The organism is Acinetobacter sp. X9, assembly GCF_054889255.1.
The window spans coordinates 2,344,832-2,364,460 of record NZ_CM142679.1 but is presented as its reverse complement, the minus strand read 5'-3'; the positions used below and the strand labels follow the sequence as shown (position 1 = coordinate 2,364,460).

At 36.0% G+C, this 19,629-nt stretch carries 12 protein-coding genes; 11 read left to right on the top strand and 1 reads right to left on the bottom strand.

Going from position 1 to position 19,629, the window contains the following annotated elements; translation table 11 throughout:
• Nucleotides 1–177: 177 nt before the first annotated feature.
• The gene (locus ACYU0V_RS11210; protein ID WP_461847478.1) at nt 178–2,958 is read left to right on the top strand and encodes a type VI secretion system Vgr family protein; all 2,781 of its coding nucleotides are present in this window, start codon (nt 178–180) and stop codon (nt 2,956–2,958) included.
• Nucleotides 2,959–2,965: 7 nt separating this feature from the next.
• A complete protein-coding gene (locus ACYU0V_RS11205) occupies nt 2,966–5,968 on the top strand; it encodes a hypothetical protein (RefSeq protein WP_461847476.1) in 3,003 nt (1,000 codons plus the stop codon).
• 28 nt (nt 5,969–5,996) lie between these two features.
• Here the strand turns inward: ACYU0V_RS11205 and ACYU0V_RS11200 are convergent, their stop codons facing one another.
• Entirely contained in the window at nt 5,997–6,965 is a 969-nt protein-coding gene (locus ACYU0V_RS11200; RefSeq protein WP_033850381.1) for an SUMF1/EgtB/PvdO family nonheme iron enzyme, read from the bottom strand.
• Nucleotides 6,966–7,776: 811 nt separating this feature from the next.
• Here ACYU0V_RS11200 and ACYU0V_RS11195 point away from each other — a divergent pair.
• The 9 genes from ACYU0V_RS11195 to tssM all read left to right on the top strand — a co-directional run bounded on the left by ACYU0V_RS11195 (nt 7,777) and on the right by tssM (nt 19,616).
• Nucleotides 7,777–8,466, top strand: coding sequence for a hypothetical protein (locus tag ACYU0V_RS11195; protein WP_461847474.1), 690 nt, complete (start codon nt 7,777–7,779; stop codon nt 8,464–8,466).
• A gap of 16 nt (nt 8,467–8,482) precedes the next feature.
• Nucleotides 8,483–8,986, top strand: a complete 504-nt coding sequence (gene tssB / locus ACYU0V_RS11190; RefSeq protein ID WP_005041656.1) for a type VI secretion system contractile sheath small subunit — start codon at nt 8,483–8,485, stop codon at nt 8,984–8,986.
• The gene (gene tssC / locus ACYU0V_RS11185; RefSeq protein ID WP_014206356.1) at nt 8,979–10,460 is read left to right on the top strand and encodes a type VI secretion system contractile sheath large subunit; all 1,482 of its coding nucleotides are present in this window, start codon (nt 8,979–8,981) and stop codon (nt 10,458–10,460) included. Before tssB ends, tssC begins: the two co-directional genes overlap by 8 nt.
• Nucleotides 10,461–10,509: 49 nt before the next feature.
• A complete protein-coding gene (locus ACYU0V_RS11180; protein ID WP_000653195.1) occupies nt 10,510–11,013 on the top strand; it encodes an Hcp family type VI secretion system effector in 504 nt (167 codons plus the stop codon).
• A gap of 78 nt (nt 11,014–11,091) precedes the next feature.
• A complete protein-coding gene (gene tssE, locus ACYU0V_RS11175; RefSeq protein ID WP_002048404.1) occupies nt 11,092–11,568 on the top strand; it encodes a type VI secretion system baseplate subunit TssE in 477 nt (158 codons plus the stop codon).
• A gap of 16 nt (nt 11,569–11,584) precedes the next feature.
• Complete coding sequence (tssF, locus tag ACYU0V_RS11170) at nt 11,585–13,396, top strand: type VI secretion system baseplate subunit TssF (protein ID WP_461847465.1); 1,812 nt, start codon at nt 11,585–11,587, stop codon at nt 13,394–13,396.
• The gene (gene tssG / locus ACYU0V_RS11165) at nt 13,360–14,358 is read left to right on the top strand and encodes a type VI secretion system baseplate subunit TssG (protein ID WP_461847464.1); all 999 of its coding nucleotides are present in this window, start codon (nt 13,360–13,362) and stop codon (nt 14,356–14,358) included. The genes tssF and tssG overlap by 37 nt, the downstream gene beginning before the upstream one ends.
• The gene (locus ACYU0V_RS11160; protein WP_461847463.1) at nt 14,355–15,764 is read left to right on the top strand and encodes a hypothetical protein; all 1,410 of its coding nucleotides are present in this window, start codon (nt 14,355–14,357) and stop codon (nt 15,762–15,764) included. The genes tssG and ACYU0V_RS11160 overlap by 4 nt, the downstream gene beginning before the upstream one ends.
• A gap of 30 nt (nt 15,765–15,794) precedes the next feature.
• Nucleotides 15,795–19,616 (top strand): type VI secretion system membrane subunit TssM, encoded by a 3,822-nt coding sequence (gene tssM / locus ACYU0V_RS11155; RefSeq protein WP_461847462.1) that lies wholly within the window; start codon nt 15,795–15,797, stop codon nt 19,614–19,616.
• Nucleotides 19,617–19,629: the final 13 nt, after the last annotated feature.

Here is a 19,629-nt window from a genome sequence, read left to right as displayed (position 1 = left end):
AACAATTTTTAAAAGTGAATTAATAGCGTAAGTTTTTATTTCACTTTATATCTTTATTACGTTCATTATCATCATCCATTCTTGTATTCATATGGTTAAGTTTTCCTTTACAAAATAGACAGATGTTTCTGTATTTTATAAAATAATGCCAATCCTGACAAAGTTTTCATAAAAAAGATGTTATCTCATATACATAGAATTCTAGAAGATTTGGGTATCAGCTCGCAAAAGCGCGTGCTTCATGTTCAGTTTTCTAATCCATCGTTGAATACTCAAGTCTTTTTACAAAGTATTGAAGGACAGCATCAGCTAAATGAAGGACTGACTGCCGATTTATTTTGTCTTTCTACCAATGCCCATATTTCATTAAAACAATTTATTGGTTGTCAGGTTGCAGTCGATCAAGTCACTGATCAGGGGCAGCTATTTAGAACTACAGGAATTATTACAGAAGCCAGTCAGGGGCAGAGTGATGGTTCATTAACATTGTATAAACTGAGATTGCAAGATCCAACCGCACTATGGCATAAACGCCGCAATAGTCGTGTGTTTATGAATAAGAGTGTACGGGACATTACTGAAATTCTATTTACAGAATGGCAAAACAAAAGCCCGTTGTTTGCTTCTGGTTTAACTTTAGATTTAAAAAACCTAAGCCAAGACTACGATGTTCGACCTTTTGTCATGCAAAGTAATGAAACAGATTATGAGTTTTTAACTCGACTTTGGCGTAGTGAAGGCATTAACTGGTTGGTTGATGAAGCTCAGCTTTGGGTCGCTGATAGCTCGGATGAGATTCAACCACAAAAACTACGTTTAATTGATAATAATGAATCATATTTAGCATTAGACCGAAGAAATATCCGTTATCACCGCAGTAGTGCAGTTGAACAACAAGATAGTATGACGAGTCTTGTGCCAACTCGAAGCTTACAAGCTACAGCCGTGCATGTGCAACGCTGGCAGGCTGATGTTTTAAGTCAAGAAGAAGGCATGGGAAGTGTTCAGTCAAAGCATAGTCATAGTGTTAATCAGGATAATGCGAGTTTAAGTCTAGAACAGGCATGGCACCTTAGTCCTGCTTGGATGCAAGACTTAAAAGGTGAAGATCAAGCTACCGCATCGGGTCACCAGCAGCTAGAAAAACTCAATCAAAATCTATCTGATTATTATGCATTTCAATCAAAATACTTTCATGCACAAACCACGGTACGTGATGCGCAAGTTGGCTATTGGTTTGAATTGAATGAACATCCAGAAATAGATACGCATAACGGATCAGACAAAGAATTTCTGATTATTGGGAAAAGCTTCTATCTGCAAAATAATTTGCCCAAGGATTTGCAACAGCAAATCAATCAACTTTTTAGTCAAAGCCAATGGCAAAACAATCAATCAGGGCCAAATGACCAAACCGAGCGTCAGGGTAATGAACTCATCTTGTCGCGTAGAAATATTAAAGCGGTGCCTGAATATAACCCGCTAGAACACCGACCAGCTGCTCACCCACAGCGCGCTAGAGTAGTGGGGCTAGAAGGTGAAAGTATCCATGTTGACCAATGGGGACGTATTAAAGTCCGTTTCCTATTTACCCGAGCTGATGACCATAGCCATGATGGTGGAGCAGGAAGTAACGACAATGACACCGACTCTGCTTGGGTCGATGTATTGACCCCATGGGCAGGTGCAGGTTATGGTGCACGCTTCTTACCTCGCGTAGGTGAGATCGTGGTGATCGATTTCTTTGACGGCAACATTGACCGCCCATTTGTAGTCGGACGCATTCACGAAGCTGAACGACATCCAACTCAGTTCGATCAGAAAGGCCAGTTACCTGATACCAAAAAACTGAGCGGCATTCGCTCTGAAGAAGTTGATGGCAAAGGATTTAACCAGCTACGTTTTGATGACACTACAGGCCAGATCAGTGCCCAGCTACAAAGTAGCCATGCTGTAAGTCAGCTAAACTTGGGTAACTTAAGCCATCCAAAAGACAAGGCAGAGGGTGAAGGTCGAGGTGAAGGTTTCGAGCTACGAACAGACCAGTGGGGGGCAGTCAGAGCAGGCAGCGGCTTACTCATTAGTACACATAAACAGGACCAAGCTCAAGGTGTACACCTAGAGGCAGCTGAGGCTAAACAGCAAATCGAAGGCGGCCTCAACAATGCCAAGGCACTTAGTGAAGTAGCTAAAAATCAGCAAACTGACCCCTTAGATATGCTTGAGAATATTCAGACGTTCTTAGAAGTCCTCAAACAAGAAGATCCTAAAAAAGCTGCTGAGTTTCAATCAGCAGTGATGCTGCTGGCATCTCCAAAAAGTATTGCTGTAAGTAGTAATGAAGATATACACCTCAGTGCAAATGGTCAGCTTACTCAAAGTGCTGGAGATAGCATTAATATTAGTACGCAAAAGAATATAGTGAGTCATGCGAGCCAAAACATTAGTCTATTTGCCGCTCAGGAAGGTGCTCGACTTTTTGCTGGCCAAGGCAAAGTAGAAATTCAGGCTCAAGGTGATGGCTTAGATGTCATTGCTCGAAAAGGCGTACAGATTACTTCAACCGAAGACACGGTTTTTATTACTAGTCCAACTGAAATTAATCTGATTGCAAATGGATCTCAAGTTAAGTTGAATGGTTCAGGTATTTTTCCTGTTACGGGCGGTAAGCTTGAGGTGAAAGCAGGGCAGCATTTATTTATGGGGGGAGAACAAGTTACTCCTCCTAAAAAGCAGGAAAATAAACCTTATTATTTGACTTTTGAAATTACTGATTTAGATGGAAAGCCAGCGAAAAATGTAGAGTATATTGCATTTAGAATGAATGGTAGCCGGCAAAAGGGGCGAACTAATGCCCAAGGTTTAACTCAAAGATTTGAAACTGATGGCTCAGAACAAATTTCTATTCATATTAGTGATGAAAATGCTTCTAAATATAAACTAGCGGCAAAAGGTTAGAGATATAATGACTCCTTATACTACGTTTGAATATACAATAGTATTTTATAATCAAAGAAATCAAGAATTACCAAATGTAAAATACAGCATAATCTTTTTCTGTGAAGATGGAACAAAAAAGACTTATGAGGGTGCTACAAACCCAAAAGGACAAACAAAACCAATTTCATTAAATCAAAATGGAAAATTGCATATTTTTGTTGAGGGGCATGAAACTATTTTTAGCCCTAAAAAGATTATAAAGCCTATTTTGGCTGAAGGAAGCAGTATTGTTGAAGTAAACTCCATAAGCCTTAAAAAAAATACTTTTTTCTTAACAAAAGCTCAGTATGAACTCAAGCAGAGCAAAGCAAATAAAGATTTAGAAGAGCTAAGAAAAAATGCTAAATCAGTTAAACAAAAAAACTTTTTTAATTTATCAAAAATACAACCAACTTTTCCTTTAGATTTAGCAGAAGAATTAAATGAAAGAATTAATATGTCTTATGAGGAATATAAAAAAAAGAATACTCATGTTGTAAAAAAAACAAAATATCTTAAGTTTAAAAACTATGCTTTATATAGATTTATTGATAGCGCAGGGAATGGAATTCCAATTGTAGATTATCAAATCTTTGGACAAGGTCAGGATAAGCCCTTAGTAAACTTGAAACCAGGGCCACCTGATAAAAAAGGGTATACCCAATTAGCTTATACGCATTTGAAGAGTAGAGTTATATATACTTTAGGAACTACTAAAAAAAATAGTGAATGGTATGAGCCAATAACTTGTGTAGATAAACAAGTTATTTATCAAATTATTTTCCCGACTTCAACAGCGGTAACTCAACCTGATATTAATCATAAGGAAAATATGGGTGCAAGACAAAAACCACCTATTGTGATTAACCCGTGTACCAATGAAGTGCTTGTTTTGCCGCCTGCAGTCTATGCTGAATTTGATAAAAAAACTAAGATATTATCTGATGCAGTAAAGGAAGTTCACAAGTCTAATAAAGATCTAACGCAAGCAATCCAAAGTCGTGATTTGGAAGAAATTAAAGAATTGGAAAAGCGTTTAAATATAAATCAGGAAAAGGCCATTGAAAAGATTAATGGTGAATTTAAGCAAAGAGCTGATTTAAGAGAAGTATGGGTAGTTGAGAGCACAGGTAAAACAAACGAACAAGCATCTAAATATAATTTAAAACGACGTTATTTAAAAGTTACTGAATATGAGGAGTTAAAAGCAAAGCGTAGAAATCCTCAGACAAATGTGGATGTAACTGCGAATCAATATACAGTACAACAACCTGCACAAATCCGTAGTAGTTTTGAAAAACTTTCCCAGCAACTTTTGACAGCAAAAGGAAGTATTGGAAGTGATGAAAAAGCTGTTTATAACTTGATAGGAGGTTTGGGTGGCGAAATTGCTGAAGAGTATAAAAATAGTAGGGATATTACCGTTACCCAAGAAGCACAATGGATGCGCATGGTCGCTGGGGCAAGCGGTGAAGGCTCAATAAGTGCTGCACCTAAAGGGGTAAGTATTAAGGCTTCTGGAGATATGTCTACTAAATGGACATTATTTGAAGGAGTGAAAGAGTGGCGGAAATTTTATCCTTGTGAATCGGGCTGGAAACTTGAATATGATAACTATGATTTAGGAACAATCCGTTTTTTAATTGGGGCGGAGATATCCGGTTTTTCAGGAGCAAATTTAGGGATCGCTGGTAATCTATCTGTTGATATTTCTTATCAAGGCACAACACAGGTTATAAAAGCTGTGGTAAGACCTCCTGAAAGATCTATGAGTCAAATGGTAGATCATAATAAAAAACCTATGTTTCAGCCTGCACAAGGGAGTTTAAAAATAATTGGTGCTAATCAGCAAAATGCACAGAATCAGGGAAATATTGGTATTAATGCTTTTGCTGGAGCCCAAATACAAGGTTTGCTTAAAGGGGCTGTAGAGTGGTTTAAACCTAAAGGTGATGGTAGTGGTGAAGGAGAATTTGTTGCGATTGCTTCAGCTGCAGCTGGAGGTGGTGTAAGTGCGGGTGCGGGGGCGCAAGGTCAATTTCAAATTGGCTATGATCAAACTTCGGGTAATTTTAAAATATTGGTAGCAGCTCATTTGTGTTGGGGGGTAGGAGCGAAAGGAGTTGCATCATTCGTTGTAGGAACAGAGCATTTTTTAAGTTATCTTGGTTTTATAAAATCCCAAGTTGCCCATGCAGGATTTAAGACACTTTTATATATAAATCAAACAGCATTTCTATTAGCTGCACAAGTTCTGGCTTATTGTATAGGGGAGAATCATCCAGTAATTAGTGATATAAATAGAATTGCAGCTTCATATGGAGACTGGATTAGAAGGCTGGATATTGATCAAGGGCGCTATAAAACTGCACAGAATATTAATTCTAGTTCTGGAAAGAAGGAGTTGTTATATGCTACACCAGAGACTAAAGGAATATTATTATACGCGGTAACTCATTGGACAGATAGAACTGCTCCTATTTTTGATATGAATGTTAAATTCTCAGATATGAAAATTGAATTTTTCCCAACTCGTAAGACAGCAGTAATCAATATTTTTAAAACATGTATTTCTACAGAAGAGTGGGAAAATACGATTCAACATATTCATCCACGTGGCAATAAGCTTACTCAAACTCAATTGGGTAAAGTGGAGGGAGATATTATTCGCTTTCTTAATTATGGAAGTGATGAGAAATATGCACAAGATATAATCCGTTGTCTAAATTCTGGTGTCGAATATAAAGGTACCCAAATTAATGCATGGCTTCAGGATTATTTAAAATATCGTAAAGGAGCAAAAAAGATAGCAGGTTCTTTGAATTACATGTTGGTAAAAAATCAGGATGATAGTCGATTTAAACAGCTAGAAATACAGCAGGGTGTATGGGGTGATTCAGAGGAAATAACGCTCATAGCAAGTAATTCAAATGTTTTATCACCTTTTGATCAGGATGATACAGATAAATATGAAACATATAATGTGTAGCTATATTATATGTTTCATATAATTCGGTTTAATTAACCGCACATCTGACAGAATTATTTTGATTTAAGTCAAGATGATGTTTTTTTGTTAATTCATCTTTAGCAGCTTTGGGATCTTCTATAGGGTGAATAGCATGCCTACTAAAAGTGAAGCCTCCAAACATTTGTAGGGATTGTCCTTCAGAAGGAATTGAGCTACGTACAACTTTGAGGCTACCTTTTGTGGGTCCTTGAGGGTTTTTTTCAGGAGATTTGCTGTAATACTGTGGATCATACCAGTCTAGCATCCACTCATAATTATCAGTAATCATGTCATAAAGGCCTAGAGGGGTTGCGGGAAACTTTAATAACTCAGGAATATTTCTAAAAGCGTTTAATTTATTTTGTTGATTTTGACGTTGTTCAAAACTCCAAACATTTCTACCATTATCGATTTTACCGTTGTCTGTAGGATAAAGAATATATTGTCCTCGATTTCGCGCAGCATATTCCCATTGAGCCTCGGTCGGTAAATCCATTTTTAAATTAAGTTGTTTTCCTAACCATTGGCAATAATTTCGGGCTTGTTGCCAATTTACTCCTGCTGCTGAATTGGGAGCTCGATCTTGAATTGATAGTTCATCAAATTTACCAATTTTTTCTTGGCCAGTAACTTCTGTGTATATATCAAAGTCAGCATAAGTTGCTTTTGTTGCGCTTAATGCATAATTGTCTAAAGTGACTTTGTGTAAAGGTTTGCTATCAGCATCACTATCGTATGGTAATTTATCTGGACTTTTTTGCTCACCAAAATCCCCCATCATAAAAGTACCACCTTTAATCTCTACAAGATTCTTTTTTGTTTTATCAAGTAGTTGTTGTAGCTTCTTTTGTTGCTCTGAAGAGAGATTTTGTTTAGTTGTAAATGCTTGGGTTTGCTCTGTATTATTTGTTGATTTTGCGCAAGCAGTCAACGTAATACTCGAAAGTAGAATGATGGCTAAATTTTGTTTAATCATCTTATTTAAAAATCATGTGGTTGAGTAGTGATTTGATTATTTTAGTAAGAGACATAAGAGATATAAATAGAGGTTTTGTTATTCGGATGTAGAAATAATTCGCTTTTCTAAAGAGTAAATGTTTAAATATATGACTATAAATTCTTTGTCTTAACATTTTTTTTATAAACTATAATCTTGCTGCAACTTCCTTTTTATCATTTACTCATCTGTAATTTTATTGTTTTATCAATTTCCAATGGGATGTAGTCAAGATTCAGAAATATATAATTCTTAAAAATTTGTATTCTATGTGAACTTGGTTGCTCACTTTCTGGGATCACATTAGCAAGTGTAATAAAAATATACTAAATAGACCGATTAGTCTTGACAATTTTATTTTTATTAATGTTGAGTTTCTACTTTCATAAATTTGAAATGTATCTTTTACAATCATTTAATTCGTTTATCTTTTAAATTAAATAAAATATTTTTAAGAAAATGTTTCATAAATCTTAACTAAGTGATATTTATGATAATTTTTGGTTTAGTTTTAATTTTTATTTAATTTATAAAATTCAACAACTTATTTTTAATTACAAAAAATAACAATATTATATTTTTATAAGAATAACTTTATTAAGCTATATTTTATGAGCATCTTAACTATTTACTTTTGGTTTAAGTTGATATGTTTTTTATATAAAATATGTTTGTTTATATGATAAACTGCGTCTAAATTTTTTGAATATAAGGTTTTTAGACTGATTTTTTAATGTTTTAAGGATATTAACTTTTCAGTAAGGCCTTGAATAAATAAGAAAACAGAGGAATGAAAGTTGTGTTGAAACGAAGTATTTTGATACTTTTTTTGACTGGAAACATTATCGGTCTATCATATGCTCAAGCAGCAGAACTAGAGCCTGTAAAACTTAAAAAAAGTTGTATTAAGAAGAACCCTCTAGCTGAAGGTCAAAATGATCCTGAGCTATTGAATATTTTTAAGCAAGTTTGTGATAGCGATAATACAACTCAAAAAAATGATTTATTAGCTAAAGCTGCTATGCGGTTTTATCAGACCAATCAACCAGTTAAAGCATTGAATTTAGCAAGTCAATTGCAAAGTCAAAATATACGCGGTTCATTAATAACAGATGTCTTGTTTTTATCTGGTGTGAGCATTGCAAATAATTCTTTGCAGCAAATGCGTACTCAGGAAATGAGATATTTAAGCAATGATGTGACTTATCCTCCTGCAAAGCAGTTAATTGAAAATATTCATACTGCTATGCCTGCCCCAGACCCATCGAGTTTTAAAGCGAGTTCAGAAAGTAGCTCAGCTGATAATGAAAAAAGAAGTTATAAAAAACAGTATGTAACACGTAATAAAGCGAGTGCTTCTAGAACGTCAAATAAACGAGTTTCAAGCCCAGCAAAGACGACTACAGTAAAACCTAAAACTGCACCTGCAGCTACTGTTAATAAATCAAAAAGTTCGCCTTTTGACCCTTTAATTAAATAATCCGGAATAGAATCTTATGGCTAAGAGAGAGAGCGTACAAAAGAAGCTTCAGCGAATTCGACCTCCACGTGTTCAGCTTACATATGATGTCGAAATTGGTGATGCAAAAGAAGCGAAAGAACTACCATTCGTTGTGGGTGTGATGGGTGATTTTTCGGCTGCATCTGAGCTTGAGCGTACAAAATTAAAAGATAAAAAATTCATTAATGTTGATTTAGATAATATTGATGAAGTTATGGAGTCATTATCTCCAAGAGCTGCTTTCCAAGTAGACAATACCTTGACAGAAGAGGGCGGTAAGATCGCTGTTGATTTAACATTCAAATCAATGGAAGATTTTCGTCCAGAAAATGTGGTTCAACAGGTTGATCCATTAAAGAAACTTGTTGAAGCTCGTGAGCGTTTAACTGACTTAAGAAACAAAATTTCTAACAGTGAACGTTTAGAAGACTTACTTGATGAAGTTCTTAAAAATACAGATCAGATTCGTAAATTAAGTGCGGAGGCTGATCATGAATAATACTCAATCTGCAGCAATACCTCTTGTTGAAAATGAACAGGTTAATCTCTTAGACTCGATTGTTGAAGAAAGCCGTATTGCCCGAAATGAAGAAGAACATTCACGTGCAAAAAGCTTAATCGGTGAGCTTGCTAAAGAAGTAATGGCAGGAACAATTACCGTTTCTGAAAATATGACTTTATCAATTGATAAGCGTATTGCAGAAATTGATGCGCTGATTTCAAGTCAATTAAGTCAGATTATGCACAATGAACAATTCCAAAAAATTGAGTCAACTTGGCGTGGTCTCTATTATTTCTGTCAAGAGACACCATCTAACCCTCTTATTAAAATTCGTATGTTAAATACGACTAAGAAAGAGTTGGTAAAAGATTTCCAGGGCGCTACAGACTTCGATCAAAGCACCTTATTCAAAAAAATCTATGAGGAAGAATACGGATCTTTTGGTGGTGCACCATATTCAGCGCTCATTGGTGATTTTGAATTCGACCGTACGCCTTCTGATATGTATTTGCTTGAGCAAATCTCTCATGTTGCTGCAGCTGCTCATGCGCCATTTATTTCGGCCGCTAGCCCAAGCATTCTTGGTCTAGAGTCATTTACTGATATTGACCGTCCTAGAGATGTTTCAAAAATCTTTGAAACAGCTGAATATGTTCAATGGCGTTCATTCCGTGATAGTGAAGATGCTCGTTATGTTGCTTTAACATTGCCACATGTGCTTGGTCGTCTTCCTTATCATCCAAAGGAAGGAACAGCTACTGAAGGCTTTAACTTTGCTGAAGATGTTTCAGGCGCAAACCACAATGAATATTTGTGGATGAATGCTGCTTATGCTTTCGGTACTCGTTTAACAAATGCATTTGATATGCATGGTTGGTGTGCTGCAATTCGTGGTGTTGAAGGTGGTGGTTTAGTCGAGGGCTTGCCTGTACACACTTTTAAAACACAAGATGGTGAAGTGGTATTTAAATGCCCAACAGAAATTGCAATCACTGATCGTCGTGAAAAAGAATTAAGCGATTTAGGCTTTATTCCTTTAGTTCACTGTAAAAACACTGATTACGCTGCTTTCTTTGGCGCGCAATCAACTCAAAAACCTAAAAAATATGACAATGATACAGCAAATGCTAACTCTGCTTTATCGAGTCAAATTCAGTACATCATGGCTGTTTCACGCATTGCTCATTATTTAAAAGCAATGATGAGAGATAAAGTGGGTAGCTTTGCTTCTGCTGGAAATGTTGAAGCATTCTTAAATGAGTGGTTGTCACAGTATGTATTACTTGATGATGGCGCTTCTCAAGAAGCAAAAGCTCAATACCCTCTACGTGAAGCGTCTGTAAAAGTTGTAGAAGATCCTGCTCAACCAGGTCACTACAAATCTGTGGTTTTCTTGCGACCACACTTCCAGCTGGACGAGTTGTCGGTTTCTTTACGACTTGTCACTGAGTTACCTCAGTCCTCAAATTAATAAAGGTCAGCGAAAGAATAACTTTAAATTACAAATAGGAAAGTTCTAAATGAAAGATATATACGTTGAGTTTCGCGGTAAATATAAAGTTGATGGAGAGTCTCGTGACTCTGAGCACAAAGGCTGGTTAGAAGTTAACTCTTGGTCTCATAACATTCGTCAACCTAAATCTGCTACTTCAAGTAGTGTTGGTGGTCATACTGCTGAACGTGTTGAACATTCAGATATGGTTTTTGTTAAAGATCTAGATGCAACTAGCCCGAAATTATGGGAAGCATGTTCAGCTGGTTATACATTTGATGAAGTACAAATTGACTTCTACCGTGCAAATGGTGATAAGCGCATCAAGTACTTACAAATCAAATTGAAGCATGTTCTAGTTTCTAGTGTAACTCCAACAGTTAATGAAGAAGGTGTTCCAACAGAAGCGTTTGGTTTGAAATACGCAGCTGTTGAATGGACTTACAATCAACAAGATATTAACGGTACTGCTAAAGGTGCTGTTACTAAGAAATGGTCACTTTCTAACAATACGGCTTCTTACGCAGCGTAATTGTTTAAGTGAATATTTGGTGGAGGCTGACTTAAAGTTAGCCTCTGCTGTCTTTAAGTATGCTTGTTGTGAACTCGAATGAATTTAGATCGGCTTTATCCATATGGATTTCGTTCAACTTTGTTTGACCGCTTAATTCCTGAAAGTGAAGATTATGCAAAAGGTCTTTCTATTCAGCAGTTAAGAGAATCAGTAGCAAAAGATTTAGAAGACTTACTTAACAGTCGAGTCGCTAAATTGGATCATGTAGTTGATGATTACCCGCTAGTTAAAAAATCTATACTTCAGTTCGGTATTATTGATTTTGTGGGGCTATCTACAGCCAATCCGCTAGATCGTGACAAGATTTGCCAATCTATTGAACAGTCAATTGCAGCTCATGAACCTCGGTTAAGACAAATACGTGTAGAGATGTTGTTGGATGGGCACAATATGGGGGCATTGTGTTTAAGCATTCAGGCGTATCTAAATATTCATCCACTGTATGAACCTGTCGTTTTTGATGCATTGTTAAAACCGACAACGCAGCAATATGTAATTTCAGCGAGAACCTAGGCATAGTGGGTGTGTTGTGATAGAAGAGCTTTTACCTTTTTACGAAAAACAACTACAGGAATTTGGTCAGCAATCTCGTGAATTTGCTCAAAAATATCCGAAAATTGCTCAGCGTTTATCTTTAAATCAAGAGCAGATTGATGACCCGCATATCGAACGTCTTATACAGGCATTTTCATTAATTTCTGCTCGTATTGATAAGAAACTTGCTGATAGTTATGACGTATTTACACGTTCTTTATTTGAGGTGATGTTCCCTCAATACTTACGTCATTTTCCGGCTTGTTCAGTAATAAGCTTTGAAGATATAAATAAAATAAAACAGCTCACAGAAGCGCATATTGTTCCTGCACACACAGTTTTGAAGTCCCGCAGTTTTAAAGGCGTTCAGTGTGAGTTTAATACCACGCAAGAAGTCAAATTACTCCCGATAAGCTTGCAAGCGCTAGAATTCAAAAGTACACCTAGTGCCCATATGCATTTAAGTCAAAATGCGACTTTAACTTTTAAATTTGAAATTTTTAATCATGCTCATGTATGTTTAATAAATGAAAAACTACCTATTTATTTAGATGCAATTTCTAATTTTCCACTTCAAGTACTAGACAGTATTTTTAAGAAGGGAACATCTTTTGCCATTAAAGTAGGGCAGAAAATTGTTGAACTAGATAGAAATCCATTTGAGTTAACAGGTTTTTCCGAGCAAGAAAGTCTGTTGCCACTGGATCAGCATACTCATCATGCTTATCGTTTGCTGATGGAGTATTTTTGTTTTCCTGAAAAATTTAATTATCTAAAACTTGATTTAGGTTTTTTAAAGCGCTTATCTCTAGAAGATGGTAATTTTGAGCTGCTTATACATTTTAAATTAAATTTAAATGATCAAGCTGTGGTCCGAAATTATTCGGAATTAAATGTCGCTAATTTTAAATTGTTTACTACACCAGTTATTAATTTATTTGAAAAATACGCTGAACCACAAAAAATTGTACATAAGCAATTAGAATATCCGCTGATTACAGATGCTCATCATCCTGAGTTTTATCAGGTATATTCAATTACTGAAATGAATATGGTTCGTGAAAAAACGAGTCAAGAAGAAAGCTATGTTCCGGTGCTGCCTTTTTTTGCCATGAGTCATTATCATGCTGATACGGCGCGTTTTTTCTATGCAGTGAACTATCAAAAGCTGCAGCCCAATTTTGTCGAAATGGGGTATTCAATTATTTCTAAAAATTTAAATCCTTCGTCAACACGTTCGGATTTTATTAGCACAAAACTATTATGCTCAAATCGTGACTTACCACATGAAGCATTAGGGCAATCTAATAATATATTAAACCTTAATGATAGTAGTTTGGCTCGCCGCGCTATTGTTTTAAAAAGACCTACGAAACCTTATCAATTTGGCCAAAGTCAGAGTGAGCAGTGGCGTGTTATTTCACACCTTTCATTAAATAGTTTAGCTTTAATGAAAGGTGATGCGGTATCTCATATTAAAGAGTTACTTGCTTTATATAATTTACCTTTATCAAAAGAAAATTATCTAATTATTGAATCAATCAAACATCTGGAATTTTCACTTACTCACAAACTTGTAGATGGAAAGCCATTCCCAATGTTTGTAAGAGGAGTAAAGGCAGAGTTACAAATTGATTCATCTGTATTTAGAGGTCATAGCCTATACATTTTTAGTCAGTTATTAAGTCGTGTTTTTAATTTAAAGGTTCAAATTAATAGTTTTGTTGATTTGGTTGTTAAGGATTATTCATCTCAGCAGGAGTTATACCAATGCAGTCAGAACGTTGGTGGCAAGACTCTTCTGTAACAGCTGAGCTTTTTACAAAGCCAAAGTCTTTTGAGTTTATCCAAGCAACACGGCTATTAAGACACGATTCAAGTCGTACAGTTAGTTCATCTTGGAGTGATCATTTTAAGTTTGAGACATCCTTTAATTTAAATTTTCCTGCTACAGAGATTGAAAATTTAGAATTAACGGACGAGCGGATTTATATTACGAATTTAATTGTTGGTCTTACTGGTATACAAGGTGCTTTACCTTATACGTATACGAATAAGATTAAGCAAGCTCCACGTCAGCAACGAGCTGAAACTAAAGAGTTTCTAAGCTTATTTAATCATAAGCTTACTGCTCAATATGTAGATTCTAGTATTACTTATAATCTACCGATTAGATATGAGATAGAACATAAAAATGACTATTTAGATATTCTGCATGCTTTGAATGGTTATGTGCGTTCACAGCATCAACAAACTGATCTTGATGAATATTTTGCAGAATTTTCAGGATTAATGCAGGGGCAAAATAATACAGTTCATGCATTAAAAACGATGCTGTCGTGTATTTTTAAACATGAAATTACGATTAAAGAATTTGTACAAGAATCCTTTAAGCTAGCGAGTGATCAGTTAACAACTTTAGGTGGAAGTCAGCCGAGTCTACTTGGTGTTAATACTTTTTGTGGGGAAACCATTCAGCAGATTGACGGAAAAATTGAAATTCAAATTGGACCATTAAAACGTCAGCAATATCTCAGTTTCTTACCAAATCAAGAGTTAAGCTTAAAGCTTAAAAAACTTGTAGAAACGTGGTGTAGTCCAACTTTATCAATAGATTTACGGCTTATCTTGGATGAATCAGAAATACAACCTGTTTGTCTCACTCATAAGAATCAGAGTGGGTTAGGCCAGGGTTCTTTTCTCATATCACGACAACCCAAAGTACATAGTCATGAAACCTGCTATAGCCTTATTGGAGAGACAATATGATTAAAAAAATATTACTCTCATTCATTGCTATTTTTTCAGTAGTTAGTGGAATTATTATTTTCTACTGGCGTGATGTTCAATATAATCCTGATAAAGGAGATTTTTTCCTTTATTTCTTAGTTTTACCAGCAATAATTACATTGGTGATTTTATCACCGTGGTTAATTTATAGTGCTTATACAACGTATAAAGACAAAAAAGAGCAAGCTATAAATCAAGATAAAGATGACGTTAATTCAAAACAAACAGCGGTAACTGATCAACCATTAGAACAGCTAGATTTCAATATTTATTCTGGTTTTGCTTTACATGCTTTTGGTGAGAATGAAAGCATTATTGAGCAGCTACAAAACTTTAAAAGCCCAGAGCTGGATGATCAACTGTTAAATTCTTACGGATTGCCTCTTTTATCTTACCGTATTAAAGATTTGGATGAAGAGAATCGTGAGGAGAGCGAATATGCTTCTCCACGACAAGTTCGTATGATGTCATTAATAAGACAGCAACTCGAACAAAATATAGAAAATTTATATCTTCTAGCTGAGCATTTAAAGCGTTCAACATTATTTTATGAGTCGCAACAAGCCCGTGAATATGATATGCATCCAGCATGGGTAGATCCCGACTCTGAATATGACGATGTTGAAATGCCGATCGTAGAAGTTTATCGCTTAAATCGCTTAAATCTTCACATCCTTCTTTCGGAGGATTTGTTACATATCTGGAATGATGACCACAGTAATGAATTAATTTTAGAGTTTTTTACTGAAATTGGTATTTCTGCTCAAAAAATCCATATTGAATATCATTTTTTTGGAGAGCAACTGGCTTACCAAGAGTTAATGCATTTATTAAAGGGTATTCATAAAAGAGAGCATGAGATGTTCTTTTTGGTCGTGGCCGATTCGGAAATTGATCAAGATCTAATTGATGAAAAATCTTGGATGATTAAAGATTATATTCCTGCTGAATTTGCAGCAAGCTGTTTACTCGCAGATCCTTTAGTAAAAATTCAAGAATTAGAACCGACTAAAGCACTGAAAGTGGTAGTAGGTCAACAAGATACAGCGAAGCTTTTTAATAATTTTGAATTTAATGATTTACCTCAGCATGAAGGTGATGAGCCTTATGTACTGATTTTGTCAGATCAGACCGATATAAAAGTTTCGAAGAAATTGCAGCAACACTTTCTTCAAACGCCTGTAGAACCGCATCACTATATTTATGTGAAATCTTCATTAGGGCATACCCAACATTTAGCTGATATTTATGGCTTTATGCTGAGCATGCATTTCCCTGAACATATCATTCCTTTTGTCTTTGGAGAAAATACGGTGTCAGCACATACGTTTGTGCAGAGTATCACTGAAAACTCAGAAGATGATGCGATGGTGTTGAATAACTAATTTAAACTTTGGACTTAGAACGAGAATAGAATGCATACAATTTTAGGCTACTTGTGGCAGTACATCACGAATCCTAAAGCAATTATCGCCTTGTCATTGTTCGTGGCATTGATGTCTTCATATACTTCAATTCCTCGTCATATATTCTGGGCTTTAGCAACTGCCTATGCTTTGGGTCTTATTGTTTATGGTATCTATTGGCTTATTCAACGAAGAAAGCATGCTGCTCAAGGTGAAGAGTTAGCTGAGGCGATCGAAAAAGATAACCAAGCTGAATATGGCAAAAATAAAGATAAAGAAGAGCTTCAGCTAGTTAGTCAACAAATGAAAGAATCAATTCAACTGATTCGTAAATCTAAGTTGGGTGATAAAAAAGGCAATGCTGCATTATATGAGCTTCCTTGGTATATGGTTATTGGTAACCCAGCGGCAGGTAAAAGTTCAGCTATCTATAACTCTGGTTTAAAGTTTCCTTTTGAAGAAACGCATCAGAAAATGGTATCAGCTGGCTTAAGTGGTACTCGAAATTGTGACTGGTTCTTCTCTACAGAAGGTATTTTGCTTGATACAGCGGGCCGTTATTCTGTTTATAGCGAAGATCATTCTGAGTGGCTAGGTTTCTTAAATATTTTAAAAAAGAACCGTTCTAAAGCACCAGTTAATGGTTTGATTCTAATTGTTAGTATTGCTGAGCTAATTAGTCAAAGTCCTGAAAACTCATTAAAGCTTGCTAAAAATTTACGTGCTCGTATTCAAGATTTAACCGAACGTCTAGAAGTGGTTGTACCTGTTTATTTAGTCTTTTCAAAAATGGATTTGATTGCAGGTTTTACTGAGTTTTTTGAGTTTTATGAAGCTCAAGAATATAACCAAGCTTGGGGGGCAACGCTTCCATATGAGCAAAATTCTTCTCATAACGCAGTAGATTTGTTCGAAAAACATTACACCATTCTTTACGATGGTCTAAAAGGGGTAAGTTCGACTCATTTAAGTCGCCGTCATTCGCAAAATATCTCACCAAGCGTAATGACTTTCCCATTAGAATTTAAAACACTAAAACCAGCTTTAAAAAGCTTTATTGGTACACTTTTTGAAGATAACCCATATCAATTTCAACCTGTTTTCCGTGGGTTTTACTTCACCAGTGCTTTGCAGGAAGGTGTAATTGAAAGTCCAATGACTGAACAAATTGCACAAGAATTCCAGCTGACACAAATTGCTCAAAATGATTTAAAAGACCATTCAAAAATTACTCCTAACCATGGCTATTTCTTAAATGGTCTATTTTCAGATGTTATTTTAAAAGATAAAGATCTCGTTAAGCAGCATGTAAATACGGGAAGAAAACGTCAACGTTATATTGCATTTATTGGTGCTTTAGCAGGTGTTTCAATAATTTTGGGTGTATGGGTTTGGTCTTATCGTAATAACCAGCAATTAATTGGTGAAGTTCAAGCAGATTTAAATAAAGTCGTTCAATTAGAAAGAGCCTCTGGTCAGCAACTGTCTACCCAATTAGAAGCTTTACTTATTCTTCAAAGACGTCTACAGCAGTTGGATGAGTTTGATGAAAATAGACCACTTAAGTTTAGTTTTGGTTTATATCAGGGCAATGAGCTTCGTGAAAAGCTAAAAGCTGAATATTTAAAAGGTGTTAAGCAGATTGTGTTAACACCAACACAGCAAAATATTGCTCAATATTTGCAACGTGTAAAAAATAATGAAGCAACATTAAAAGCGAACCACACGAATGTTGAGATCAAGCAAACTGCTCAGTCTCAACAATATTTGGAACCTTCAGATACCAATCCTCAAGATGCTTATAATGCATTAAAAGCTTATTTAATGATGAGCAATCCGCAATATATGGATGCTAGTCATCTAAGCGATCAGGTTACGCGTTTCTGGCGCTCTTGGTTAGATGCAAATAAAGGTCAAATGCCGCGTGCAGATATGATTCAAGAAGCTGAACAGATCTTGTCGTATGCAATGACCTTAGCAAACGATAAACAATTCCCAGTTTTAGAAGCAGATTCGCAAATTGTTGATCAAACTCGTCAAGTATTGCTCTCTGTTGTTCGAGGGATGCCAGCGCGTGATCGTGTTTATAACGAAATAAAAATGCGTGCTGCGGTACGTTTCCCAGCACTGACTGTAAGTCAGATTGTGGGTGAGGCAAATAAAAATATTGTATTGGGTAGTTATGCATTACCAGGCGTATTTACCCAAAAAGCTTGGAATGACTATGTAGAAAAGGCAATTGAAGAAGCTGCAGATAAGCCAACAGACAGTAAAGACTGGGTGTTAAATAGTCGTCAATCTGATGATTTAACTTTCTCAGGCAGTCCAGAGCAAATTAGAAAGCAGCTAACAGCGCTTTATAAGCAAGAATACATTGCGGAATGGAGAAAATTCTTAAGTGGTATTCACTATGCTAAAGCTGGCCAATTTGCTCAGCAAGTAAAAAATATTGATGTTTTAGGTGAACCGCAAAACTCTCCAATTAGAACATTAATTGAAAGAGTTGCAGTCGAAACAAACTGGGATAATCCGGTTGTTCAAGCTGAGCTTGCAGCTCCGCAAAAAGGATTTATTGCCTGGTTTAAACGTAAAGTTCTAAATCATGATGACAAGCAAGTTGCTAATCAAGTGGCAAACAATACCCAAGGCGTTATTTCTCAAGAATACCAAATGTTCTACCAGTTGGTTCGCAAGCGTGATGATCAACAAGGTAAGTCATTGCTTGATGAATATATGACAAATTTAGCACTCGTTCGTAGTAAGTTTAATGAGCTTAAAAATGCGGGTGAAATTGGACCTAATGCAATGACATTAGTCAAGCAAACCCTTAATGAGCAAACGTCTGTATTTAACCAAACTCAAAAAATTGTCGATGAAAAAATGGCAGTTGGTTTCAATGAAATTGATCAGCGATTACTACAAAAATTGGTAGTTAGTCCACTTACGCAAGCTTTTGAAAGTTTAATTACACCGACCCAAGACGAAATTAACAAATTATGGATAATGCAAGCCTATCAACCATTTACAGCAAATCTTGCTAAGAAATATCCATTTAACTCATCAGCTTCTTTACAGGCAACAAGTAGTGAAATTGGTCAAATCTTGGGTGAGAACGGTAGTATTTCTCGCTTTGTCAAAGAAAGTCTTGATCCATTTGTGATTCGTCGTGGCTATACGTTAACGTCTAAAACTTGGAAAGATTTAGGTATTAGTTTAAATCCTCAATTCGTTATGAATTTCCAAAGATATGTTGCACCAGCCAATGGTATGGCGACAGGTGAGTTGAATGCTCAAGCGCAAGCTGCTCCAGCGACTAACCAATCGAACTTCCAGTTCTACCCAATTCCAAACCCACAATTGCTTTCATATACCGTTGATATTGATGGTCAGCGTATGACTTATGAAAACGGTGTTCAGCAATGGGTTAACTTCATTTGGCCAAACCAAGGCAGTATTCCAGGTGCTCGTATTACCGCTGTAGATTTACAAGGTCAAACGCATACTATTTTTGATGAACCAGGTGAGTACGGTATTAACCGTTTAATTGATAGTGCTCAACGTAAGGAACAAAATGGCGGATTTGAAATGCTTTGGCGTAGTAAAACTGATCCATCATTATTTGTAAAAATGAATTTCCGTCTAATTAGCAGTAATTCAGGCAGTATTGGTTCAAGCCGTGGTTATGCAGGTATGCAACTGGTTGATAAAGTCACTGCCGACAAAGCAGCTCGTGTAGTATCTGCTCAGCAAGCGCCAGCTCAAGCTGCTCCTGCAAGAACTGAAAATCCTGTTTCAGCACTTGCTCAGCCTTCTGCGGGAGTTAAACCATGACATGGAAAATAAC